This window comes from Exiguobacterium sp. s95, from assembly GCF_018618655.1.
GTDB classification, from domain to species: domain Bacteria; phylum Bacillota; class Bacilli; order Exiguobacteriales; family Exiguobacteriaceae; genus Exiguobacterium_A; species Exiguobacterium_A oxidotolerans.
Window position 1 is genome coordinate 468,412 of the sequence record NZ_JACSMM010000002.1, and the last position, 24,693, is coordinate 493,104.

A 24,693-nucleotide genomic window follows, 5' to 3' on the forward strand; every position below is an offset into this window, starting at 1 on the left:
GATGACGAGAAAACGAGTAGTAGTTACTGGTATGGGTGCACTAACACCGATTGGAAATGATGTGGATACATTTTGGAATGCATTAAAAGCAGGTGAAAACGGGATTCGTCCGATGGAGCGACTTGATATCGATGAGTATCCAACAAAAGTGACGGGTGAGTTACAAGGGTTTGATATTACAGAATTCATCGAAGCAAAAGAAGCACGCAAGATGGATCGATTTGTTCACTATTCACTGGTCGCAAGCATGGAAGCTGTCAAAGATGCAGGACTTGATGTCAAGTCGAATGCTGAACGTACAGGCGTATGGATTGGTTCAGGGATTGGTGGCGTGGAGACGATTGAAAAACAAGCGAAAATCTACTTTGAGCGCGGACATCGTCGTGTCAGCCCGTTCTTCATTCCAATGATGATTCCGAATATGGCTAGTGGTCAAGTTTCGATTTATACAGGAGCGAAAGGTCCAAATAACTGTTCTGTCACTGCCTGTGCTTCAGGTACGAATGCAATCGGTGAAGCGTTACGCGTAATCGAACGTGGTGATGCGGATGTCATGATTGCCGGTGGGGCGGAAGCACCAATCACGAACTTAGCGTTCGCCGGTTTTTGTGCGAACAAAGCGATGTCGACAAATCATGACCCGAATACAGCGAGCCGTCCATTCGATGAGGGACGCGATGGATTTGTCATGGGAGAAGGGGCAGGCATTCTCGTCCTTGAAGAATACGATCACGCGATTGCTCGTGGAGCAAAAATCTACGCAGAGGTCAGTGGATACGGTCTGACTGCAGATGCGTATCATATTACTGCTCCAGATCCGGATGGTGATGGAGGCGCACGTGCGATGGCGATGGCGATTCAAGATGCGAACATCGAGCCAACTGCTGTTCAATATATCAATGCGCATGGTACGAGTACGCCGATGAATGATGTTCTGGAAACGAAAGCCATTCATACGGTCTTCGGAGAACATGCAGCGAAACTCGCTGTGAACTCGACGAAATCAATGATCGGTCATTTACTCGGTGGTGCAGGTGGCGTCGAGGCGATTGCAACAATCAAGTCGTTGCAAGAACAAACGGTTCACCCGACGATTCATCTCGAACAACCAAGCGAAGGCTGTAATTTAGATTACGTTCGTGAAGGTAGCAGAGCATGGGACGTCGAGTATGCAGTAAGCAATTCGCTCGGTTTTGGTGGGCACAATGCATCACTCGTCTTTAAGCGGTACCAGCAAGCATAATTCTTGAAGGATTGCGCTCTAAACCGCCTGCATGCCCGGTTTTCCGTCATAGTATTACCTAAAAAGTGTCATATTTCGTTGACTCCTACGGGAAGAAGTGCGTGTTTAACGCACTTTCAGGGGCAGGCAAGACCCTGCTCGTGTCCGTGAGGACCAAGGAGCAACAGCTTGCGCAACGCCCGAGGAAAGCAACGAAAAAAATGCTTTATCTCTTGATAACACTTTGTCTACAGCCTGGAGCGACCTACTGTCAATAAGACAGTAAGGTCGCTTTTTTGGTTGAATTCTGTTTGAATAATAGAGTCACTTTAAAAATAAAAGGGGAAAAATATGTCTAAGCAATTTAAACTGTTTGTTTTAATGTTTTTAGTAATCGGAGTAATCATTAGTGGATTCGTTGTGTTTCAACAAAACACAACAGAGGAAGCCTCTACAAAAAAGCAACAACAGCATATGACAATCATTGAGTCATCGATGCCACGAGTACCGGATATTGCACAGGCAACAGATAATCGTTCACAAACGTTGCTTGCACAATTATATGAAGGACTATTTGTGTTTACTGGCGGTCCATCTGTCCGAAAAGGTCTCGCCCGAACGATGACTGTTTCGGATAACGGCTTGACGTACACGATTGAACTAAAAGAAACAAAGTTCGTTGACGGTACGCCAGTCGAAGCGCAAGATTTTGTTGATAGTTTTCAACGTGTTGCTTCAAATGAGACAAATTCACCATATGGTTTTTTATTTGAAGTTTTTAAAAATGGACGACAAGTCAATGATGGCGAACTCCCACCGAATAAACTTGGTGTTAGAGCAGAAGGAAAATCAACGCTAATCATTGAATTAAATCAGCCGGTTTCGGATTTATCACAATTACTGGCCATGTCTGTCTTTTATCCACAACCTGAAGTAAGCGAATGGTCGGATTTGAATGAAAATGGTCCATTTAAAATGCGTGAGATGAAAAAGGCATCCTACATGCTTGAAAAAAATGATCATTATCATCAAGCGACTGTGGTTCAGCTCGATACCGTCAAAAGTATCACCGCTAAAAGTATGTCAGATCAGGTGACAGCATATCGAAATGATCAGGCAGACATGTTGCCATTAATTGAAGGATTTGATACAAATCTTTTGATGGGGGACGAGCCTACTTATCAAAAAAGTCGGAGCGGAGTCTTTTATCTGGCCTTTAATATGAACGACCCATTATTTAAAAGTCGAAATGCCCGTCAAGCCATCTCTTCTACACTGATGAATCAACAAACACTGAACTTGCCGCTCGGATTATCAGGGAAACCGACGAATCGTTTTGTAGTAACGGCGAGTGACTGGATTTCTCCACCTCAAGAGCAAACAACGACAAAGTGGAAACAGGCAACTAAGAAAAAAGTGAAGGTTGAATTGTTGAATTTTGATGATCAAAAAGCATTGGAGCTAGGGAAAACAATTGAAAAAATTCTTGAAAAGCAGCTGCCTGGAATCGATATTGTTACTAAAAATGTAGATATCGAAGATAAAATACGCCTTGAACAATCTGGTGATTTTTCCATGACGCTGACAGGCTGGATGCCTGACTACCCAGGTCCTCTCGCATATTTAAATCAATTCGTATCCGATAATCCTTTGAATAAAGTAAATTACAATTCAAAAGAATATGACAAATTGATTAAAGAAACAAGAAATGTAAAGACAATAAAAGAAAAAACTGTAGGTTATCGAACTGCTGAAAAAAAATTGATTGAAAAAGATGCGGTCATTATTCCACTTTATCAGACAACGGAAAATATGTTGGTAAAAGAAGGGATAAACGGCTTGACGGTGCCAATTTATGGACCTGAATATTTGCTTCGAACAGTAAAGAAATCGAATTAATCAATTAAGGAAGGACATGGGATGCACCCATGTCCTTCTTATTTTTTTGAAAAAATATTTAGAAAAATCGGATAAAAGCTTTGCAAAATTATCAGAACATTGTAAACTATTTGTAACGGAGAGTTTTGTTCGGCCAAAAAGTACTACTTTTTTTCGGACAAAAACTTTAGATTACTAGCTTTGGAAATTTTAGGGGGGTCATCGTATCATGAAAAAGAAAAGTTTTGCACTCGCTACCTCGGTAGCGCTCGTATCAAGCGCATTCCTTGCTGCTTGTTCGACGACTGATTCAAATGATTCATCGGGCGATAACGGTTCGGACAAAAAATCAAGTGAGCAGACGCTTAACCTGATCGAAAGCGCGGATATCCCGACGCTTAACCCAACAACTTCTACGGACGCTGTTTCTTTCAACGTCTTGAACAACACGATGGAAGGTCTTTACCGTTTGGATGACAAGCAACAGCCAACACCAGGTATTGCAGAAAGCCATACGGTTTCTGACGACAAATTGACGTACACGTTCAAGCTACGTGATGCTAACTGGTCTGATGGTACACCAATCACTGCAAAAGACTTCGAGTACGCTTGGAAAGAAGTGCTTAACCCAGAAAACGCATCGCAATATGCGTACGTATTCTACAACATCGAAGGTGCTGAAGAATACAACACGAAAAAAGGCGAGCGTGACGCGGTAGGCGTTAAAGCAGTTGATGATAAAACGTTCGAAGTAAAATTAAAATCACCTGCAGATTACTTCCTCGGATTGACTGGATTCGGTCCATTCATGCCGAAATCGGAAGAACTTTCGAAAGAAATCGGTAAGGGCTTCGGTACGACAGCTGACAAATCACTTTACAATGGACCATTCAAGTTAACAGAATGGACACGTGAACAAGGCTGGAAAATGGTTAAAAACGATAACTACTGGGATAAAGATAGCGTCAAATTAGACACGATCAATGTTAAGGTCGTAAAAGAAATTTCGACTGCTGTTAACCTTTACGAAAAAGGGACGATCGACCGTACAGGTCTTTCATCTGAATTCGTAGCTCAGTATCAAGATAATAAAGAATTTGAAACTAAAGGTGAATCAACAATCTTCTACCTTTACTTGAATACGAAAGTTGAAGCACTCGAAAATGAAAAAATTCGCCGTGCGATCGACATGGGATATAACAAAAAAGGAATCACGGATGTCATCCTTGCAAACGGATCACTTCCAGCAAACTATCTTGTACCAAAAGACTTCGCGAAAGATGCTGACGGAAAAGACTTCCGTGAAAAGTATCCAACATTCAACGAGTTCAATGCGGATGAAGCGAAAAAACTTTGGGAAGAGGGCTTAAAAGAAATCGGCAAAGATTCAGTCGAACTTGAGCTTCTTAACTATGATAGTGATGATGCGAAGAAAATCGGTGAGTTCTTGAAAGGCGAGCTTGAAAAGAACCTTCCAGGTATGAAAGTCACAATCAAGCAACAACCGTTCAAAAACAAACTTGATCTTGAAAACAAAGGCGACTTCGAATTCTCATTCGCAGGCTGGGGTCCTGACTATCAAGATCCAATGACGTTCCTCGATCTCTTCTTGACTGATGGACCATATAACCGTGGTGACTGGTCAGATCCAGAGTACGACAAACTCATCAAAGATGCACAAACACAAACGGATGCAGCAAAACGTTGGTCTGAGCTTCAAGAAGCAGAGAAAATCCTTCTTGATTCTGCGGGAATCTCACCTGTTTATCAACGTGGACGTGCGTTCCTCGTTAAACCATACGTAAAAGGTGTTGTCGAGCATAACTTCGGCGCAGACTTCTCTTACAAATGGGCTTCGATCGAAGGTAAATAAAATGTCAAGAGAGCGTCTCTAGTGTAGAGATGCTCTCTTTTTTTGACAAAAGGTCCCATACTCTTTACACAAAGAGCACGGGACCTTTTTTAATGAAAGAATTGATTATTTTTTGACTTTAGCACGTTTGCGTTGGAGCCCCATGGCTTTTTCTACTTTAGCAAGTTTACGAGAAGCGACGAGGTCAGCTTTTTCACGGCCTTGATCTAAAATGACATCGAGTTCTTCTGAATCGATTAACTCATAATAGCGCTTTTGAATCGGCTCGAGCTCGGCAATGATTGCTTCAGCAACATCTGCTTTGAACACGCCATAATTTGAACCTTCGTATTTCGCTTCGAGCTCAGCGATGGAGATATTAGCGAGTAGTGAATAGATTTCGAGTAAGTTTGAGACACCCGGTTTGTTTTCCCGATCGAACTTAACAATTCCTTCCGAATCCGTCACGGCCGACTTAATTTTTTTACGGATACTAGCTGGTTCATCGAGCATCGTGATGTAGCCTTTTGGATTCGTATCTGTTTTAGACATTTTTTTCTCTGGTGTCGTCAAACTCATGATACGAGCACCTGTTTCTGCGATGACTGGCTCAGGCATTTTAAAGGTCTCATAGTACCGGCTATTGAATCGTTGTGCTAAGTCGCGTGTCAACTCGATGTGTTGTTTTTGATCTTCACCGACAGGGACGAGTTCCGCATCATATAAAAGGATGTCAGAGGCCATTAACGTCGGATAGACGAAGAGACCTGCGCCAATCCGCTCTTTTCCTTGTGATTTATCTTTATATTGCGTCATGCGTTCAAGTTCACCCATACCTGCTAGGCACGTTAACATCCATCCGAGCTGCGCGTGTGCTTTGACTTCTGATTGGACGAAAATCGTCGCTTTTTCTGGGTCGAGACCACTTGCAATATACAGTGCAGCGAGGGCACGTGTATTGTTCATCAACTCGACACGGTCAATCTCGACTGTGATCGAATGGAGATCGACGATACAATAATAGGCATCATGCTCATCTTGTAAGTTGACAAAATGCTTCATCGCCCCAATGTAGTTTCCTAGCGTGACTGTACCGGTTGGTTTAATACCTGAAAAAATCGTTTTCATAATCGTTTCCCTCCGAAAATAGAATAAAAAAAGATGACTCGTCCCTTGAATAATCAAGGGACGAGTCATCGCGTTGCCACCCAAGTTGCTATGATAATAGCCGCTCTAAACTGCTGTAACGGGCAATCCCGTCTGACTCTACTTCACTGTTCAAGTCAGCCACTCCGAAGTCCATTCCATCTGCATCCACTATCCATTCACACCAACCATGGACTCTCTTAAAGTGACGACTCGATGTACTACTCTTCTTCACCGTGTTATTATACATGTAACTTAACAAGATTTTACCATAGACCATTGTCTAGCGTCACGAAAAATTCGTTTAAACGAATGATAAAAGCAATGAGAAAACAATGCACAATAAGCCGCTAGACAAGTATGGCCCTGTCCGGTTTAAAGAACGTTTCTGCTTTTCTTCATACACTTCGTGCTCTTCATCCTCGTCCTCGTGATACTCACCATCGATTTCTCGTAATCTTGCCTCACGTTGTTTTTTGAACCCGGCAGTCAGTCCTCTAAAAAATCCATTTGCAGACATGTTAGAAAATAATCCGATTGCCATTAAGATGAATCCTGAGATAAATAACCCACCCGAAAAGTGATAAAAAAAAGAATGGGTTGAATCCGTGAAACTCGCCCAAATGGTGTAAATAATCGATAAAATTAAAGCGATTAAAATCGGACGAAACAAGTGAAAACGCATAGTAGTCCCCCTTAATATGGATTATGAATTCATTATACGCAATGCTCCCGAAAGTTACGAATTTATTACGGTTATATATCTTAAAACAGCAAATAGTGTGACTATTCACTTGACGTTATTGTTATTCTCACATAAAATCAACTTATCACTTCGTTTGAATTTTCGAAACCAGGTCAATGCATTTTGGGGAATGCATGTGGATTCGATCCAACGTTATTGATGTCATAACTGTTTATGGCAACTTGAAAATTGAAAAGGAGATGACTCACCGATGAAGAAAAAAACTGTCGGTCTCGCGTTATCAGTCATGCTAGCAGGGAGTGTAGTCCTTGCAGGATGTTCGACGAGCGGAGATAAAGATTCAGGTTCTTCAGACAAGAAAAACTTGCGCTTAACGAGTACGTCCGATATTACGACGGTCGACCCGGCTAAAGCAACGGATTCAGTCGCATTTGATATGATTGGGAACACGATGGAAGGACTCTACCGGTTAGACAAAGAAGGTAAGGCGATTCCTGCACTAGCCGAAAAAACAGATATCTCGAGTGATAACCTCACGTACACGTTTACACTTCGTGAATCGAAATGGTCTGATGGTTCTCCAGTCAAAGCACAAGATTTTGAATTTGCTTGGAAACGTGCAGTTGATCCAGAAACAGGTTCAGGATATGCCTATATCTTTGATACCGTCAAAAATGGTGCAGCTGTCTCACAAGGGAAAAAACCAGTTGATGAATTAGGAGTCAAAGCACTTGATGATAAAACGCTTGAAGTAACACTTGAGCGTCCATCGCCGTACTTCTTGTCACTGACGTCATTTGGAACATATACACCGATTAGTGAAGATTTTTATAAAAAGAACGAAAAAGACTTTTCACTTCAACCGGATAAATTGTTATACAACGGACCATTCGTTTGGACCTCTTGGAAAACAGATTCAAAACGTGTCTTGACTAAGAATGAAAACTATTGGGATAAAGATGCCGTCAGTCTTGACGAAGTAACGATTCGTGTCGTTAAAGATTCGTCAACGGTTACTAACCTGTATGAATCGAATGACATCGATTATGCTGGCTTAACATCTGAACAAGTTGCTGTTTATGAATCGAAACCTGAATTCAATACGGCATTACGTTCTACGATCGCTTATTTGAAGTTCAATAACGAAGATGCGACGATGAAAGATGTCAATGCCCGCAAAGCGATCGCTCGCGCAATTGATCCTAAAGGCATCACGGAAACGTTACTTGCGAATGGTTCGATTCCAACAACAAGCTTCATTCCAAAAGACTTCATTAAAGATGAAGCTGGAAAAGACTATACGAGTGACATTAACTGGTTCGATCGTGATGGGAACGAAGCAGCTGATCTTTGGAAAAAAGCAAATGGCGATAAGAAAACAACGATTGAACTATTATCGTTCGACAGCGAAGACTCTAAAAAGACAAGTGAGTACATGAAAGGTCAAATTGAAAGAAACTTGCCGAACGTGACAGTTTCAATCAAACAACAGCCATTCAAGAACAAACTCGATTTAGAGTCTAAAGGTGACTACCAAATGTCGTATTCACTTTGGGGTCCTGATTACCAAGATCCAATGTCGAATTTGTCGATCTTTGAATCAACAAATAGTCAAAACGATGTTAATTACGACTCATCAGCATATGATAAGTTGTTGAATGCTGCCAATAAAGAAGCAGATGTTACGAAACGTCTCGACTTGTTCAAGCAAGCGGAAGCCCAATTGATCGAGAAAGATCAAGCAATTGCGCCATTGTATCAAGCAGGTGCAGCTTACTTGAGCCGTCCGACAGTTGAAAACTTCAAACGCCAATTGTTTGGTGCGGATTTCCAATACAAATATGTTGATATGAAGTAAAAAAACTGGAGCGTCCCGAATTAGGTTCAGGGAACGCTCCTGTTTTATACTACTTTTTCTGAATGTGTAATCATTTCTAAACGAAATGTGAACTATTTGTAAAAAAGATGTTCTAATTACTTTGTTAGCAAAGTATAATGGAATCAAACGAAAAATTCTGAAATATTGGTTAACTGTGAAAAAACAGTGATCATGGGGGGGCATCATATCAGGTTGGGACAAAAAAGAATTTAAAATTTTACAACAAAATTCTTGAATGTTCCGACAATTTTACGTCATACTGGTTTTATTGATGTTTTCGAAAAAAACAGAAAAATCTTTATAGGGGGTGCCATCTATGGGCCGTTATTTAGCTCAACGCCTTACTTACGGCGTACTGACGTTTTTACTCATCGCTTCATTCACGTTCTTCTTGATGGATCTGTTACCAGGTTCACCGTTCCAAAACCAGGAAAAGCTTTCTCCTGAGCAATTGAATATCCTTCGGGATAAGTACAACTTGAATGATCCACTTCCACAACGCTACGCAGCGTACATGGTTAACTTGTTCCAAGGTGACTTAGGAGTATCATTTAAATATGATAGCCGTCCTGTTACAGATTTAATCATGGAACGGATCGGACCGTCAGCTCAATTAGGAGCACAAGCACTTATACTCGGTGTCTTTGCAGGTCTTTTACTTGGTGTCGTTGCGGCACTACGTCATAACACAGCGATTGATTACGGTGCGATGTTTGCATCAGTACTCGGTATTTCAATACCGTCGTTCGTATTTGCTTCGCTTCTTCAATACTACGTAGGAGTGAAATGGGGCATTTTGCCGGTCGCCTTCTGGGAAAGCCCAGCACATACGATTTTGCCTACAATTTCCTTGTCCTTAGGAGTTACTGCCTCCATCGCTCGTTTTGTTCGAACGGAGATGCTCGAGGTAACAGGACAGGATTATGTCACGCTTGCTAAGGCAAAAGGACTAGATGGACAATCGATCACGTGGAAACACATGGTGCGTAATGCCTTGATTCCAGCAATTACGATTCTTGGACCGATGACTGCTGCCTTAATCACAGGAACACTCGTCATTGAAAGAATCTTTGCTGTACCGGGTCTTGGTGAGTTGTTCGTATCATCAATCACGCTAAATGACTATACAGTCATCATGGGAACAACACTGTTCTTCTCAGCGGTCTTCATCCTTATGATTTTGATCGTCGACTTACTGTACGGTGTCGTTGATCCACGGATTCGTTTGGGGGGTAATGAATAATGGCAGAGCAAAATTCAAATGCAAAAACGGAACAATTCGATTCGTCACTGTTTCAAACGGTTGAGTTCAACGAACAAGCCGGAGAGCGTATCGCCGGAAAAAGTTTAAATTTCTGGCAAGATGCCTGGACGCGTCTTATTCGAAATAAAGCAGCGATTCTTTCGCTCATCATCATTCTTATCATTGCGTTACTTTCAATCTTCGGACCGATGATTTCAGGGCGCGATGCTTACACGCAAACAATCACGCAAGCGAAGCTACCACCAAAAGTAACAGGGCTTGAGTGGGCCGGATTTGATGGTATGGCAACATTAGGTGATAAAGAAATTGATTTTTACGAGCAAAAACAAGTAACAGAAAACTACTGGTTCGGAACGGATCATCTCGGACGTGACTCTTGGTCACGTGTCTGGGAAGGTACACGCGTTTCACTCTTTATTGGTGTCATGGCTGCAATCATCGATGTCATCATCGGTGTCACATATGGTGGACTTTCTGCTTACTATGGCGGTCGTGTTGATAACATCATGCAACGTATTACGGAAATCCTGACCGGGATTCCGAACTTAATCTTAATCATTCTGTTCATCTTGATTCTTGAACCGGGGATCACGACGATTATCTTGGCAATGACCATCACCGGATGGATTGGGATGAGTCGACTCGTTCGAGGACAAATCTTGAAACTTAAGAATCAGGAATTTGTACTCGCAGCACGTACGCTTGGGGCTTCTAGCTCACGTTTAATCTTTAAGCATTTGATTCCAAATACTCTTGGAATTATTATCATCTCACTTATGTTCACGATTCCTAGTGCGATTTTCTTCGAAGCGTTCCTTAGCTTCATTGGACTTGGTCTCGCTCCACCGAAACCGTCCCTTGGTACATTGATCAACGAAGGGTACAAAGAATTGAAGACGTTCCCTTACTTGCTTGTCGTGCCATCGACGGTCATCGTACTCCTAATGATCAGCTTTAACATGTTGGCCGATGGATTACGGGATGCGTTTGACCCACGTCTACGCCGCTAACGGAAATTAGAGAGGAGTTCATCCACAATGGAAACTATTTTATCTGTACGCGACCTAACCGTCGCTTTCCATACGTATGCCGGGACGGTACAAGCCGTCCGTGGCGTATCGTTTGATTTAAAAAAAGGTGAAACACTTGCAATCGTTGGTGAATCTGGTTCAGGAAAGTCGGTTACATCAAAAGCAATCATGCGACTGATTCCGAATCCTCCTGGTGAGATCACGAATGGTGAGATTATTTTCGAAGACCGTGACTTAGTCAAGTTGTCGGACAAGGAAATGCAAAAAGTTCGTGGTCGTGACATCGCAATGATCTTCCAGGATCCGATGACATCACTCAACCCGACGATGACAATTTACAAACAGATTGCAGAAGGTTTGAAACGTCACCAAGGCTTGACAGGGGATGCCGCAAAAAAACGGACGCTCGAATTATTGACGCTCGTAGGGATTCCGAATCCGGAAGCACGTTTAAAACAATATCCACACCAATTATCAGGTGGGATGCGTCAACGGATCGTTATCGCGATTGCGTTAGCATGTAATCCGAAAGTTTTGATTGCCGATGAGCCGACGACAGCACTCGACGTTACGATTCAAGCTCAGATTTTAGAGCTCTTAAAAGACATTCAACAAAAAACAGGTACAGCAATCATCTTCATCACGCATGATCTCGGTGTCGTGGCGAACATGGCCGACCGCGTAGCTGTTATGTATGCTGGGAAATTGATTGAAAAAGGTACGGTTGATGAGATTTTCTATGAACCACGCCACCCGTACACATGGGGACTTCTCGGATCGATGCCACGCCCTTCAGATGACCGTTCGCAGGACTTACCGGCGATTCCGGGTACGCCACCGAACTTGCTTCATCCGCCTACAGGTGATGCATTCGCACCACGTAATCAATATGCGATGAAAATTGATTTCGAGAAAGAACCTCCGTTCTTCCGTATCACTGATACACACGAAGCAGCAACGTGGTTGTTACATCCACAAGCTCCTTACGTAGAACCACCAGCAGCCATCCGTGACCTCGCACTGAAATATCGTCCAGATAGTACATTTGCGAAGTCGCTTTTGAAAGGCGGTCTTAAGTAATGGAAAACCGTAATAAATTACTTGAAGTAAAAAATCTAAAGCAACATTTCAATATTGGACGAGGACGTGTCGTCAAAGCAGTAGACGGACTTTCATTTGATATTTATGAAGGAGAAGTACTTGGTCTTGTTGGAGAGTCAGGTTGCGGCAAATCGACGACGGGTCGTTCGATTATCGGACTTTACGATGCGACAGACGGGGAAGTCTTGTTCAAAGGTGAGAATGTCCATGCGAAGAAATCACGTAAAGAAAAATTGAAGTTCAACCGTGCGATGCAAATGATTTTCCAAGATCCTTACGCATCTCTAAATCCACGGATGACAGTCGGAGATATCATCGCAGAAGGAATTGATATCCACGGACTTGCGAAATCAAAAGAAGAGCGAGATAACCGTGTCTACGACTTGTTAGAAACAGTAGGTTTGACGAAAGAACACGCGAGTCGTTACCCCCACGAATTCTCTGGTGGTCAGCGTCAACGGATTGGGATCGCACGTGCACTAGCAGTAGAACCGGACTTCATCATTGCCGATGAGCCGATCTCAGCACTTGACGTTTCCATCCAAGCACAGGTCGTCAACTTGATGAAACAATTACAACGTGATCGCAGTTTGACGTATTTATTCATCGCCCACGATCTTTCGATGGTTAAATATATTTCGGACCGGATTGGTGTTATGTATCAAGGTCACCTTGTTGAGTTATGTGATGCGGATCGTTTGTACGAGAACCCAGTTCATGCGTATACGAAGTCGCTCTTATCTGCAATCCCGCTACCGGATCCAGAGCACGAACGGACACGTAAACGGATTGTCTATGATCGCCCGACAGGCGGAGCCGTTGGTAAATCGAGTGAAGATTCGAGTATCCCTGCACTTCGTGAAATCGAGCCGGGACATTACGTCTCGATGACGGATGCTGAGCTTGAAGCGTATCAAGCACAACTCGTCTAATAAAAAAAGCATTCCTGAATCGTTCAGGAATGCCTTTTTTTAGTTTTCGGAAGCGATTCGTGGAAGGTTACTAAAGCGATGGACAACTGAATCTAATGCATCAAGACGTTTGACGGCTTCATCAAAGGGGATTTTCTCATAATGATGCAAACCACCCGGTTGCTCTTCTAACGTATCGGCATCGTGGACGAGTTGTTGGAGTGGGGTCCGGTTAATTGTACCTGGTGGGAGATATGAATCCGTGTGTAAGAGGACGGCAAGCGAGATTTCTTTTGCGCGTGCCGGCTCTTCCCCTAAACGAATTAATAACTTATGGGCACGTTCTGCTCCTTTAATCGCATGAATATCATTTTGACGGTAAAGATCATAATTCCATGTTCCATCCGTATACCATTCATAATGGCCGATGTCATGAAGCAGTGCTGCTTTTGTCGCCGAATCAGCATCAAGACCACGCTGTGTCGCAAGCGTCAATGCCCGTTCCGCAACGGAAATCGCATGATTGAGCCCAGAACGCTCTAAATATTTTTGGGCAATCGGGTGTTCGATAATTGTAACTAAAGTAACTGGCATAACTGAAATGCTCCTTTCAACGAGTAAGTATTTCTATATACTCTACGTGAATTTGCAAGTAATTGCAACTCTCTGCTTAAATGAACGCAACAATCTCACACATTTAATTAACCGAAGTAGGAATAGAATTTAGGCAAACGTGGTATACTAATTAATGTAGAAGATGATAATTCAGCTTTCGTTGGTTGCTTGTTCTTTTTTCGGACCGAGTGAGGTGTCGGAGTTATGAAAGAACGTGATAAGAAGAAAAAGTTGAAAAAACGACTTTTGCGGGATATTTTCGAAAAGAAATTAAAAGAAATGAAACTCCCGAAAGCAAAAGAAACGATTTCTCAACCTTTTGATCACACGCCAGCTTGCTGAAGCCACCTCGTGGCTCCAGCGAGTTTTTTTACGAAAAAGTTCTTTCATCTTAAAAAATAGCTAGGTTTTATTTGAAATTCAATGTAAACTGTCAAGTAATAGAATCATCATTAATAATTAGGAAAAGGATACGTTCCTTTTTATAGTTCAGACATGATGTAAATCAGGGGGAGGATGTTTTTCAATGGTAACACTCTATACTTCACCAAGCTGTACTTCTTGTCGTAAAGCGCGCGCGTGGCTTGAAGAACATGAAATCCCATTTGTGGAACGAAATATTTTTTCGGAACCATTGTCGCTTGATGAAATCAAACAAATTCTTCGTATGACGGAAGATGGAACAGATGAGATTATCTCGACACGTTCAAAAGTCTTTTCTAAATTAGACGTTTCAGTCGAGAACTTGTCGCTGCAACATCTTTATGATTTAATTCAAGAATATCCTGGATTGTTACGTCGTCCGATTTTGATTGACGAAAAACGACTCCAAGTTGGATATAATGAGGATGAAATTCGCCGTTTCTTACCACGTAAAGTTCGCACTTTCCAATTGATGGAAGCGCAACGCTTGGTAAACGAATAAATTTTAACCAGCGCGCTGCTTCCGTGAGCAGTGTGCTTTTTGTTACCGTCAAAAAAGGTTAAAATAAAGATAACAAAGGAATATACCCTATATGGTTAAAAAGGGGTTCTTTTTGAATCCATGTTATGTGCTCGTTCGTATACTAGATAAGAGCGAGATGAAAGGAGTGGACATATTGAAAATCGAACGCGTCAATGACAACACGGTCAAGTTCTTCATTACGTATACGGATATCGAACGCCGCGGCTTTGCCCGAGACGAGATTTGGTATAACCGTGAGCGTGGAGAACAGTTATTCTGGCAGATGATGGATGAAGCGAATGAAAAAGAGTCCATCTCCTTCGAAGGTCCACTATGGATACAAGTTCAAGCATTTGAAAAAGGTCTTGAAGTGACGGTTACAATCGCTAAAACAACAGTTGATGGCGAACAAGTGGATGAAGAAGAGTTGGATTCATTACTCCGTTCAGCAATGTCTGAGGCAGAAGATAAAGAAACAGAACTCAGCCAAGACGTATTATTTGAAACGACGGATTTTGAGCATGTTATTGCTCTTAGCCAATATGCAGAAGCACCGGTCTTCAAAGATTTGAAAACAGCGCTCTATCAAAAAGATGGTGCCTACTTGCTCCACGTCCATTTTAAAGACGAAGTGGAAGTGGAAGAACAAGAAAACGTGATGAGTTTGATTGCCGAGTACTTGCAATTTAGCGAACAAACGATTCATCCGGTCGCAGAGTATGGTAAAACCATCATTGTCGACGATGTTTTTGCTGTCGTCCGTAAGCACTTTACGAACTAAATACAAATGTCACGTTAAAAGGACTGCTCCTATACAAAAAGGGAGCAGTCCTTTTTTTGTTAGCATCACGTCAATGTATATCCACCATCGACGATTAATGATTGGCCATTGATATAACTAGCTTTATCCGACAATAAAAAACAAACGACTTCTGCAATTTCAGCCGGCTGTGCTGCGTTCCCGCGAAGGTGATGTTTCATTGCCAAGTCAAACTTGTCTTTCCCACCGTATAAGGAATGGCTTAATGCTGTATCGACGGGGCCGGGGCAGATCGCATTAAAACGATACTTTCCATGAAACCGGGCCGCGTAAGTTTTCGTAAGGGTGATAAGAGCACTTTTTGAAGACGCATAAGGTAAGAGCATCGCCGGGAATTTGACATGTCCGACGATTGCGCTATTGTTAACGATTGAAGCCCCTTTGGAAAATCGTTTGACAGCGAGTTGAATGATTTGTTCAGGTGCATGATAATTGACTTGGAATACTTCTTGTTGGGCATCTGTTACGCGTTCAGGTGCGACAGGTTTTCCAAAAGTTCCGGCATTGTTAAAAATGCCATCGATGGTTGGAAAGTCAGTCGCGGTGTCATCGAAGAACTGCTGAATCTCTGGTGGTTTAGCAAGATCGACCTGGAAGAAATGAATGTTGCCTTGTCCATGTTGTTCGAGTACCGTTCCTTTTTCGGTATTTCTCCCTAAGGCAAGAACGGTATGTCCTTCTTTTGCAAGTTGGAGGGTGGTCGCTTCCCCGATTCCACCAGTCGCGCCCGTTACGATGTAAGTTTTCATTCGAATACTTCCCTTCTGATAATAGAGTCGAAAAACTTGATACATAGTAAAAAGAAAGAGGAGGGGATTTCATGTTACGACGTGTTCAACTGCTGATGACGTTACTGTTGACCTGTAGCTTACTGGCGTTTTTGTCTTACTACTGGAGTGTCTACATGGTCGGTTGGTTATCAATCGTCATCATCTTAATCGTTTTAAGTGTCTTCATCATCATCTTACTTGAAAATCGAAATCCCGAACGGACTTTAGTCTGGGCGCTTGTCATGATGGCGCTGCCCGTCGTAGGCGTGTTCGTCTATTTCACGTTCGGTCAGAACTATCGCCGTAAAAAAATGTTTCGCTTAAAAGCGATGCTTGATGAAGAGTCATACATTAAATATCGTACCCAATTTGATCATGGCATACACAATCGAGTGTTCAAACATGGATATTATGCAAAGGTTGTCAAACTTATCGATTCCATCAGCCGGCTTCCAATATCGTATAATACACATACGAAGATATTGACTAACGGAGAGGAGAAATTTCCGCTCTTGCTCGCTGAAATCCGTCAAGCGGAGCACCATATTCACTTAGAGTACTATATTGTCCGCGATGATGCGTTAGCCCTCGAGTTACAAGCCGCTTTGATTGAACGTGCTGAGGCTGGGGTCGAGGTTCGTTTCTTATATGACGCAGTCGGTTGTTTCTCTACTGACAAAAGTTACTTTAAAAAGATGATTCAGGCTGGCATTGAAGTGCATGCCTTTTTCCCTGTCGTCCTTCCCTTCATCTCCAGCAAATCCAATTATCGAAACCACCGTAAAATCGTTGTTATTGATGGAACGGTCGCATTTACAGGCGGAATCAATGTCGGAAATGAATACATCGGGAAAGATAAAGCATTCGGATTTTGGCGAGATACGCATCTTGTCGTTCGTGGAGAGGCTGTGTCAGAGCTCCAATTGATATTTTTACAGGATTGGTACTACATGACAGGAGAGCGTCTGTTCACACCTTTCTACATGGAGCCGCTCGAAGTGGTCACGGATGCAACAGGGGGCGTTCAAATCATCGCCAGTGGACCGGACGAACCGCAAGAGACCATGAAGTCGCTTTACTTCGCATTGATTACGGAAGCACGAAGTTCGGTCTACATTGCTTCACCGTACTTGATTCCGGACGAGGACTTGATGACAGCATTAAAAACAGCAGCGATGTCCGGAATCGATGTTCGAATTCTCTTGCCGAGTTTTCCGGATCATAAAGTTGTTTTTTATGCGAGTCGCTCGTATTTCGACGATTTACTCCAAGCAGGCGTTAAAATCTACGAATACAATAAAGGATTCATGCATTCCAAAGTCATTGTCGTCGATGATGCGATTGCAACCATCGGAACGGCGAATATGGATTTAAGAAGTTTTCATCTAAACTTTGAAGTCAATGCCTTCTTGTATGGTACAAATTCCGTTCACGAACTGACCCGGGATTTTTATGATGATTTTTCGCATTCGACTCAAGTTGATCGCCATTACTTCAGTCAGCGCAGTTTTTCGCAACGCTTGATTGAGTCAGTTTCACGTCTATTCTCACCTTTACTCTAAAGGGGTGCTGTCATGTTTGAAGCCGTTGATGAAACAGGTCGCCGAATCAATATCCATCTCGTACAAGTCGAACAATTAAAGCAAATGACGTTGTATTGTCCTTATTGCCTGAACCGATTACGGGTCAGGCAGGGACGAAAGCGAACGCATTTTGTTCATGTCTCAGCATGTACGGGAGAGTCGAGTGCACATCAAGGTTGGAAAACGACTTTAGCGGAATACTTTCGTAGCTTAGGTTATGACGTCGCTTTAGAACAAGTTCAAGGGCAACGTCGATTTGACTTGTGGATCCCTGCACTCCGGATAGCGGTAGAAATCCAACGATCGAAGATGACCGCGTTGGAGTGGAATCGACGACGAACGATTGATCAACAAAAAGCATATGCTGTGCGCTGGATTGGCTTTCATCCAACAGGCGGATGCATCATTAAGTTAGACGGGTGGATGAAACAAGCATTATTGACGGATGGTTATCTCGATTTAATCGAACAGGGAAAAATTAACCGCTATGGTTTTGCTGTCCCTTTTACGAAACACTTAGTGATTTGTCAACGACTAGAAACTTCTTTCACACAATTTATTAGACCTACCCCCCAAGCATTTCCCCGGAAATTTTCTGCGAAAAAATGGATTCAACTTGTGCGGAAATACCGACTACGTCCTTTCTTCTCGACGATGCCAAATCATCTACTCAAAAATCCACTCTATCAAGCAGGTCTGCATGTTTTATACCTTCCAGCCCACTGTTTTTTACCCATCGAAACACTTCTCGCCTTTCCACTCCATCCTTTTGAACTTCAAATGACACTTTATTTATCCTTACAAGGAAACTACTCGAAAATCCGACTTGAACATGCGTTAGTCTCCTGTCTCGACGCATGCCGGATTTCTCATGAGCCGAATCTGCTTCGACGTGTGGTAGAGGATTGGATGAATTTACTAGCTGTCGCACGCATATGTCAGCAATCTAGTATTGCTACAACTGTAAACCGTTTTAAAGAAGACGCTGTTTTAGCAGGAGCAATTCAGTTGTTTGTCGAAAAAGAAACAGGTATAAATGAAGTAAGGGAGTGATTGAAATGGCAGAACTATTGACACGAAAAGATGTCACGGTAGAAGAAACGTGGAACTTAGAATCAATTTATGAAACGAATGAAGCATGGGAAGAGGATTTTGAATCTGTCAAAGCGATGTTACCTTTGATGATTGATTACAAAGGGCGACTTGGAAAAGATGATACAACGCTTTTTGAAGGTTTACAGTTACGTGATGAAATTTCACGACGTCTGCATAAGCTTTATACATACGCGCATATGCGTTATGACGAAAATACGGCTGATAGCTTCTATCAAGCGATGAATGACCGTGCGCGGACGCTCGCTTCGCAGATTGGAGCTGCACTAGCTTTCATGACACCAGAACTGTTGACGATTCCAGTTGAAACGATTACGGGATTTTTAGATCGCAATCCGGATCTTGCGATGTATCGTCATGCGTTTGATGAACTTAATCGAGAACGCGACCATGTATTAACTGAAGCTGAAGAAGCAATTCTTGCTAAAGCAGGGGAAGTATTAGGGCAATCTGGAACGACGTTCGGTATGTTGAATAATGCTGACTTGAAATTCCCTAAAATCAAAGGGGAAGACGGGCAAGAGGCGGAATTGACACATGGTCGATTCATTACATTCATGGAGTCGAAAGACCGTTCAGTCCGCGAGGCAGCGTTCAAGGCGATGTACGAAACATACGGCAACTATACAAACACGCTCGCGTCGACACTTGCAGGATCAGTCAAAAAAGATAATTTTTATGCGGAAGTGCGACAGTTCAAGTCGGCGCGTGAGTCTGCATTACATGGAAATGCCATTCCGGAGCAAGTGTATGATGGATTAGTAGAAGCGGTCCATGAACATCTCCCATTGTTACATCGTTACGTTGAACTTCGTAAACGTGTACTCGGATTAGAAGAGCTTCATATGTATGACATGTATACACCGCTCGTTAGCGAAGTCGAAATGAAAGTCTCTTACGATGAAGCGAAACAATTGATGGTCGATGGATTGGCACCACTTGGAGATGAGTACAAGCATATCTTAGAAGAAGGTTTGACAGATCGATGGGTCGATGTTCGCGAGACACGTGGTAAGCGCAGTGGTGCCTATTCTTCTGGCGCATATGATACACAACCGTTTATCTTGATGAATTGGCAAGATAACGTCAACAACCTCTTTACATTGGCACATGAATTCGGCCATTCTGTTCATAGTTACTATACACGTCAATCACAACCATATGCTTATGGTGATTATTCGATTTTTGTAGCGGAAGTAGCTTCGACGACAAATGAGGCTTTGTTAAATGATTTCTTACTGAAACGTGTTACAGATAAAAAAGAGAAACTTTATTTGTTAAACAATCAATTAGAAACATTCCGTGGTACGTTGTTCCGCCAGACGATGTTCGCAGAATTTGAACATGAAATTCACGAGGCGGCTCGACTCGGTCAATCGTTGACACCAGAATTCCTGACGAAAACGTATTATGCGTTGAACCAAAAATATTTTGGCGACGGAATCGTATTGGATGAAGAAATCGGTCTTGAGTGGGCACGGATTCCTCACTTCTACTACAATTATTATGTCTACCAGTATGCGACAGGTATTTCAGCCGCTGCCGCATTGACGACGCAAATTTTAGAAGAAGGACAACCTGCTGTTGATCGTTACATTAATAATTTCCTTAAAGCAGGATCAAGTGATTATCCGATTGAAGTCTTAAAGGCAGCAGGTGTCGATATGACGACAAAAGCACCAGTGGAAGCAGCATTACGTCAATTTGAACGTGTGTTGGATGAATTCGAAGCATTACTCGGAGAGTGACAACTCTGTGAATTTTTGCACAAAGTTATAGAAAAAAAATCCGGGGCTCTTATATACTAAGAATGTGAAGAGGGTCACATTCCCCTGATGATTCTCTTTTCCCCCATCCAATGGTCATGTGAATGACAAAAAAGGTGTTTCCGCAATTGCGGAAACACCTTTTTCTTTTAACTTAAGCATGTGCTGAGTCTTTAAGGTGACGCCATACTTTACCGTCACAATAAGAAAGTGAGACACATTTTTGTTGAAGTGCAAGTTTTTTCAACTCATGTTCAATTTGCGCTTCAGATACATCGTAAATAAAAGCGATTTCTGAAGTTGTTGCTGTTTCATACCGTTTCAAGAAATGTTCGAGCGGTGGCTTTGGTTGCTTCTCAACAGGTTGATCCAATAACTCATTTAAAATGGAGACATAAATGAGGTATTCATAAGCACCTTCAGCTTTAATGGCTTCTTCATCTCCAATGAAAGCGAGGGTAGGGAGGACGCGTACGTCCCATTCTGTCACGAGCTGCGTTTCTTTTTCGAGCATGAGCTGAATCGTATTTGATTCAACATCGCGATGAAATTCCTCCAAGTCGAGACCGAATTCAGTTAAGGCTTCGGCTAAGCGGATTAAAGAAGAACGTGTATAGGCACTTTCGCCTTCTACATTATGCAACATCCGGAGACGTCTCATGAAGCGCATTCCGAATGTCTTACCTTGTAGTTCGATTGCTTTTAAAATCAACAATGGCGACATATCACACGCAGAGCGTGATGGAGCACAAGGAATTGTCGCAATCGTTCTGAGTCGGAAGAGATGACCATACTCTAACTCTAATTTCTTGAGAACGGGTATCAACCGTAAACCATCTGTTTGCGTCACATCTAGAAAATGATAAATTTCTAGGGGTTTCGTCGGTTGTTGAATTGATGGTTCGTCCAATGAACAATAAGAACCGTTACATTGATCGTGTTCCATCCGTTCACCCCCTTCTGTTGTTATCGTTACCCTATTTTAGCAACGAAAAAAATGAAAGAGCAAAGGTTTTGCTTGTACATTTGTACACGATTAGCGTGAAACCGCTTTACGCTCCATGAAACGGACAATTTTATTTTTCGTTTCACGACGTGGAATTTGATGTTTCTCGAGCAGTTGCGTGAAAGCAAGTTGACCTTGTTCGAAGGCTTGCACTTCGAATTCTAATTCGTAGTCGGTTACGCCTAAATAGTGACTTTGATCCAGTACGAGCAATCCGTCTTTCAATTTTGTTTCAAAACGAGTTGTTTCTAAACGTCCTAAGTGTTCAAGCGATGCTGTTAAGTTGAAGCGACTCAATTGTTCATTCATCGCATCAGATTGAATCAGACCATATTTGAATAATTCCTCTGCCTCTGCTTCCGATAGAGAAACATGTGTTTCAAGTAAACCATCATCTTTCGGTTCTTTTAAGGTCAATACGAGACCCTCTTTTTTCTGACGGATGCGTAGAGCAGCGCCATGCTGACGCAATTCAAACGTAGGTGTATCAAAATAATCATTTGCTTGCCAAATCGTTTCGTCTTGTTTGCCGTAAACTTGCATCAGTTGCTTGTATTCATCTGCTGTTAACAAGTTTTTAAATTCAATTTCCATTTCTTGTCTCATTCCGGTTCACGCCTTTCTAGTTGAATGCTTGAAAATATGATAACATGAATGAAGTAGTGGAACGAATTGAACCAACAATTTAGATTAAAAGTGGTGACGAAAACGATGACAAAAGAAAATTGGGATTTATTTCTCGCGCCGTATCAAATCGCGGTTGATGAACTGAAGGTAAAGCTAAAGGCCATTCGAAAACAATTTCAACAACGTGGGGAACATTCACCGATTGAATTTGTCACGGGACGGGTAAAACCTGTGAAGAGTATTATCCAAAAAGCGGAGCGGAAATCGATTGCGATCAGTTCGTTAGAACAAGAGATGCAAGACATCGCCGGCTTACGCATTATGTGTCAATTTGTCGACGACATCATCCACGTACTAGAACTGTTACGATCACGTGGAGACTTTAAGGTGGTCGAAGAGCGAAATTATATCACACAAAAAAAAGAGAGCGGATATCGTTCCTATCATATTATTATTGCCTATCCTGTCCAAACGATTGAAGGTGAGATTCCGACGCTCGTTGAGATTCAGATTCGGACACTTGCGATGAACTTTTGGGCGACGATTGAGCACTCACTCAATTATAAATACCAAGGAAACATTCCGGAGGAAACACGCGAACGACTGCGACGTGCCGCGGAAGCCGCCTTTTTATTGGATGCGGAAATGAGTCAACTGAAAGTAGAGATTCAAGACGCACAGCTCGTCCTACATGAACGAGACGGAAAACAAACTAATAATCCAGTAAGCGAGTAGGAGGATGACCATGCGCTTTGCGATTACAGCACGAGATGATGAACGCTCGCGAATGCTACGCGATCAATTGGAACAAGAGTTGATTGCTCGGGGGAGTGTTCTTGATGCAGCGACTCCGGAAATCATCATTTCAATTGGTGGAGATGGAACGATGCTCCAGGCATTTCATTCTTATTTGAGTCAAGTCGAAGACATCACACTCGTTGGGATTCATACGGGACATCTTGGTTTTTATGCAGATTGGCGCCCGGAAGAAATGGACGAGTTGATTCGTCATATCGCAGATGAAAATTTGGCGACGGTCGAATACCCATTGCTTGAGCTGTCGATTGATTATGCGGACGGTTCACATAATAAGTTGTTGGCGCTAAACGAATGTACGATTAAAAGTTTTAATCAGACACTTGTATGTGACTTGTCGATACGTGGAGACTACTTTGAGACGTTTCGTGGTGATGGGTTATGTATCTCGACCCCATCCGGTTCGACAGCCTACAACAAGGCGTTAGGTGGTGCAATTGTCCACCCGGCCCTCGAAGCGATTCAAATTACTGAAATGGCTTCCATCAACAATCGTGTATATCGAACAATCGGTTCCCCGATGTTGTTGCCGAAGCATCATGATGTCGAAATACGACCGGTCAATCCGATTGATTTTCAATTGACTTACGATCATTATGCTTCTATTGTTCATCAAAACGTAAAATCGATTCGCTGTCGTGTCTCCGATAAGAAAGTAAAATTTGCCCGTTTTCGTTCCTTCCCGTTTTGGGAGCGGGTCAGAGAATCATTTTTAGCAGAAGAAAGAAGTTAAGTAAAAGAGGTAAGTGATGATGGTATTTGAATTGAAAGAAACAGTGACACATGAACAGGTCGGCTGGAGTGTCGGACATTTTTGTACGACGCGCCTCCGAATTTCCCGAAAAATGCTCGTGTCGATAAAGCATCATGGTGACATTTTGCGAAACGGACAACATGTTAACGTTAACGAGAGTGTCGATCTCGACGACGAAATCCATGTCTCTTTCCCTGAGGAGCACCCAGCAGAAGACATGATTGCGACACAAGGAGAGCTTGATATCTTGTTTGAAGACGAGTGGTTGTTGATTGTCAATAAACCACCGGGGATGGCTTCGATTCCCTCGCGTCTTCACCCGGAACGTTCTTTGGCGAATTTCGTGTTGGGTTACTATAAACAACGACAGATTCCGTATGCGATTCATATCGTCAATCGATTGGACCGGGATACAAGTGGGCTTGTGATTTTTGCCAAACATGCGCTAGCTCATCATCAATTGAGTAAAATGCAACAAAATGGACTGCTCGACCGGCGTTATATTGCATTGATCGAAGGAGAACTCGGTCCACAAACAATCGATTTACCGATTGGTCAGACGGACCATTCGTTCATGGAACGGATGGTCCGTAAAGATGGTCAACGGGCGGTTACCCATATCTTGAAGAGTACGGCAATTGAAGCATTCATGCGAACGATTTCGCAGTTAGAAATCAAGCTGGAAACAGGACGGACACATCAGATTCGTGTTCATCTCGCAGCACTCGGTCATCCGTTAGTCGGAGATACGATGTATCGCGGGACACCGCTCATTCCGCGCCAGGCGCTTCATAGTGCAAGCGCACGGTTTCCTCACCCGGGGACGGGAGAAATGGTCATGTTCGAAGCGCCGTTACCGAGTGACTTGTTCATAGAACAATAAAAAA

Annotated in this window: 23 protein-coding genes and 1 other annotated feature; of the genes, 17 read left to right on the forward strand and 6 right to left on the reverse strand. The window is 42.7% G+C overall.

Going from position 1 to position 24,693, the window contains the following annotated elements; genetic code table 11:
• The first annotated feature begins 1 nt into the window (after nucleotide 1).
• The 3 genes from fabF to KNP99_RS06985 all read left to right on the forward strand — a co-directional run bounded on the left by fabF (nucleotide 2) and on the right by KNP99_RS06985 (nucleotide 4,973).
• Complete coding sequence (gene fabF, locus KNP99_RS06975) at nucleotides 2-1,243, forward strand: beta-ketoacyl-ACP synthase II (protein ID WP_088837503.1); 1,242 nt, start codon at nucleotides 2-4, stop codon at nucleotides 1,241-1,243.
• 330 nt (nucleotides 1,244-1,573) lie between these two features.
• A complete protein-coding gene (locus KNP99_RS06980; protein WP_088837502.1) occupies nucleotides 1,574-3,121 on the forward strand; it encodes a peptide ABC transporter substrate-binding protein in 1,548 nt (515 codons plus the stop codon).
• Nucleotides 3,122-3,329: 208 nt separating this feature from the next.
• Entirely contained in the window at nucleotides 3,330-4,973 is a 1,644-nt protein-coding gene (locus tag KNP99_RS06985; protein WP_088837501.1) for a peptide ABC transporter substrate-binding protein, read from the forward strand.
• Nucleotides 4,974-5,078: 105 nt separating this feature from the next.
• Here the strand turns inward: KNP99_RS06985 and trpS are convergent, their stop codons facing one another.
• Together trpS and KNP99_RS15405 are read right to left on the reverse strand one after the other, a co-directional pair.
• A complete protein-coding gene (trpS, locus tag KNP99_RS06990) occupies nucleotides 5,079-6,083 on the reverse strand; it encodes a tryptophan--tRNA ligase (RefSeq protein WP_239456910.1) in 1,005 nt (334 codons plus the stop codon).
• A 50-nt stretch (nucleotides 6,084-6,133) separates the two neighbouring features.
• Nucleotides 6,134-6,342, reverse strand: a binding site (T-box leader).
• 60 nt (nucleotides 6,343-6,402) lie between these two features.
• Nucleotides 6,403-6,783, reverse strand: coding sequence for a DUF3899 domain-containing protein (locus tag KNP99_RS15405; RefSeq protein ID WP_215193137.1), 381 nt, complete (start codon nucleotides 6,781-6,783; stop codon nucleotides 6,403-6,405).
• Nucleotides 6,784-7,054: 271 nt separating this feature from the next.
• Between KNP99_RS15405 and KNP99_RS07000 the strand changes: the two genes are divergently transcribed.
• From KNP99_RS07000 to KNP99_RS07020, 5 genes are all read left to right on the forward strand, one after another.
• A complete protein-coding gene (locus KNP99_RS07000; RefSeq protein WP_088837498.1) occupies nucleotides 7,055-8,662 on the forward strand; it encodes a peptide ABC transporter substrate-binding protein in 1,608 nt (535 codons plus the stop codon).
• 337 nt (nucleotides 8,663-8,999) lie between these two features.
• The gene (opp3b, locus tag KNP99_RS07005) at nucleotides 9,000-9,926 is read left to right on the forward strand and encodes an oligopeptide ABC transporter permease (protein ID WP_088837497.1); all 927 of its coding nucleotides are present in this window, start codon (nucleotides 9,000-9,002) and stop codon (nucleotides 9,924-9,926) included.
• Nucleotides 9,926-10,957 (forward strand): oligopeptide ABC transporter permease, encoded by a 1,032-nt coding sequence (gene opp3C, locus KNP99_RS07010; protein ID WP_088837496.1) that lies wholly within the window; start codon nucleotides 9,926-9,928, stop codon nucleotides 10,955-10,957. The genes opp3b and opp3C overlap by 1 nt, the downstream gene beginning before the upstream one ends.
• A gap of 27 nt (nucleotides 10,958-10,984) precedes the next feature.
• Nucleotides 10,985-12,058 carry an ABC transporter ATP-binding protein gene (locus KNP99_RS07015; protein WP_159173523.1) on the forward strand — a complete coding sequence of 358 codons (1,074 nt, stop codon included), beginning with the start codon at nucleotides 10,985-10,987 and terminating at the stop codon, nucleotides 12,056-12,058.
• Nucleotides 12,058-13,011, forward strand: coding sequence for an ABC transporter ATP-binding protein (locus KNP99_RS07020; protein WP_029330998.1), 954 nt, complete (start codon nucleotides 12,058-12,060; stop codon nucleotides 13,009-13,011). Before KNP99_RS07015 ends, KNP99_RS07020 begins: the two co-directional genes overlap by 1 nt.
• 39 nt (nucleotides 13,012-13,050) lie before the next feature.
• On the opposite strand, the gene KNP99_RS07025 is transcribed toward KNP99_RS07020, so the two are convergent.
• Nucleotides 13,051-13,584 (reverse strand): HD domain-containing protein, encoded by a 534-nt coding sequence (locus KNP99_RS07025; RefSeq protein ID WP_029330997.1) that lies wholly within the window; start codon nucleotides 13,582-13,584, stop codon nucleotides 13,051-13,053.
• Nucleotides 13,585-13,809: 225 nt separating this feature from the next.
• Here KNP99_RS07025 and KNP99_RS07030 point away from each other — a divergent pair, with 225 nt between their 5' ends.
• From KNP99_RS07030 to mecA, 3 genes are all read left to right on the forward strand, one after another.
• On the forward strand, nucleotides 13,810-13,947 hold the full coding sequence (locus tag KNP99_RS07030) for a hypothetical protein (protein ID WP_167331086.1): 138 nt from the start codon (nucleotides 13,810-13,812) through the stop codon (nucleotides 13,945-13,947).
• 184 nt (nucleotides 13,948-14,131) lie between these two features.
• Nucleotides 14,132-14,530: a transcriptional regulator SpxA gene (gene spxA, locus KNP99_RS07035; protein ID WP_029330996.1), complete on the forward strand. Its 399-nt coding sequence runs from the start codon at nucleotides 14,132-14,134 to the stop codon at nucleotides 14,528-14,530.
• Nucleotides 14,531-14,696: 166 nt separating this feature from the next.
• On the forward strand, nucleotides 14,697-15,332 hold the full coding sequence (gene mecA, locus KNP99_RS07040; RefSeq protein ID WP_353049626.1) for an adaptor protein MecA: 636 nt from the start codon (nucleotides 14,697-14,699) through the stop codon (nucleotides 15,330-15,332).
• Nucleotides 15,333-15,397: 65 nt separating this feature from the next.
• On the opposite strand, the gene KNP99_RS07045 is transcribed toward mecA, so the two are convergent.
• Entirely contained in the window at nucleotides 15,398-16,120 is a 723-nt protein-coding gene (locus KNP99_RS07045; protein WP_214766456.1) for an SDR family NAD(P)-dependent oxidoreductase, read from the reverse strand.
• Between the two features lie 71 nt (nucleotides 16,121-16,191).
• On the opposite strand from KNP99_RS07045, the gene cls reads away from it, so the two are divergent.
• The 3 genes from cls to pepF are packed head-to-tail and all read left to right on the forward strand — an operon-like array spanning nucleotide 16,192 to nucleotide 20,585.
• The gene (cls, locus tag KNP99_RS07050) at nucleotides 16,192-17,703 is read left to right on the forward strand and encodes a cardiolipin synthase (protein WP_088837492.1); all 1,512 of its coding nucleotides are present in this window, start codon (nucleotides 16,192-16,194) and stop codon (nucleotides 17,701-17,703) included.
• A gap of 12 nt (nucleotides 17,704-17,715) precedes the next feature.
• Complete coding sequence (locus KNP99_RS07055; RefSeq protein ID WP_088837491.1) at nucleotides 17,716-18,777, forward strand: competence protein CoiA family protein; 1,062 nt, start codon at nucleotides 17,716-17,718, stop codon at nucleotides 18,775-18,777.
• 5 nt (nucleotides 18,778-18,782) lie between these two features.
• A complete protein-coding gene (pepF, locus tag KNP99_RS07060) occupies nucleotides 18,783-20,585 on the forward strand; it encodes an oligoendopeptidase F (RefSeq protein ID WP_088837490.1) in 1,803 nt (600 codons plus the stop codon).
• Nucleotides 20,586-20,757: 172 nt separating this feature from the next.
• Here pepF and KNP99_RS07065 read toward each other — a convergent pair whose 3' ends face one another.
• Both KNP99_RS07065 and KNP99_RS07070 read right to left on the reverse strand, forming a co-directional pair.
• Nucleotides 20,758-21,549: a DsbA family protein gene (locus KNP99_RS07065; protein WP_088837489.1), complete on the reverse strand. Its 792-nt coding sequence runs from the start codon at nucleotides 21,547-21,549 to the stop codon at nucleotides 20,758-20,760.
• 90 nt (nucleotides 21,550-21,639) lie between these two features.
• Nucleotides 21,640-22,215 (reverse strand): CYTH domain-containing protein, encoded by a 576-nt coding sequence (locus tag KNP99_RS07070; protein WP_029330989.1) that lies wholly within the window; start codon nucleotides 22,213-22,215, stop codon nucleotides 21,640-21,642.
• A 105-nt stretch (nucleotides 22,216-22,320) separates the two neighbouring features.
• Between KNP99_RS07070 and yjbM the strand changes: the two genes are divergently transcribed.
• Genes yjbM through KNP99_RS07085 form a run of 3 tightly spaced genes read left to right on the forward strand, consistent with a single transcriptional unit; the run spans nucleotide 22,321 to nucleotide 24,689 of the window.
• The gene (yjbM, locus tag KNP99_RS07075) at nucleotides 22,321-22,971 is read left to right on the forward strand and encodes a GTP diphosphokinase (protein ID WP_029330988.1); all 651 of its coding nucleotides are present in this window, start codon (nucleotides 22,321-22,323) and stop codon (nucleotides 22,969-22,971) included.
• A 10-nt stretch (nucleotides 22,972-22,981) separates the two neighbouring features.
• Nucleotides 22,982-23,785 (forward strand): NAD kinase, encoded by an 804-nt coding sequence (locus tag KNP99_RS07080; RefSeq protein WP_088837488.1) that lies wholly within the window; start codon nucleotides 22,982-22,984, stop codon nucleotides 23,783-23,785.
• A gap of 16 nt (nucleotides 23,786-23,801) precedes the next feature.
• Complete coding sequence (locus KNP99_RS07085) at nucleotides 23,802-24,689, forward strand: RluA family pseudouridine synthase (RefSeq protein WP_251132000.1); 888 nt, start codon at nucleotides 23,802-23,804, stop codon at nucleotides 24,687-24,689.
• Nucleotides 24,690-24,693 lie beyond the last annotated feature (4 nt).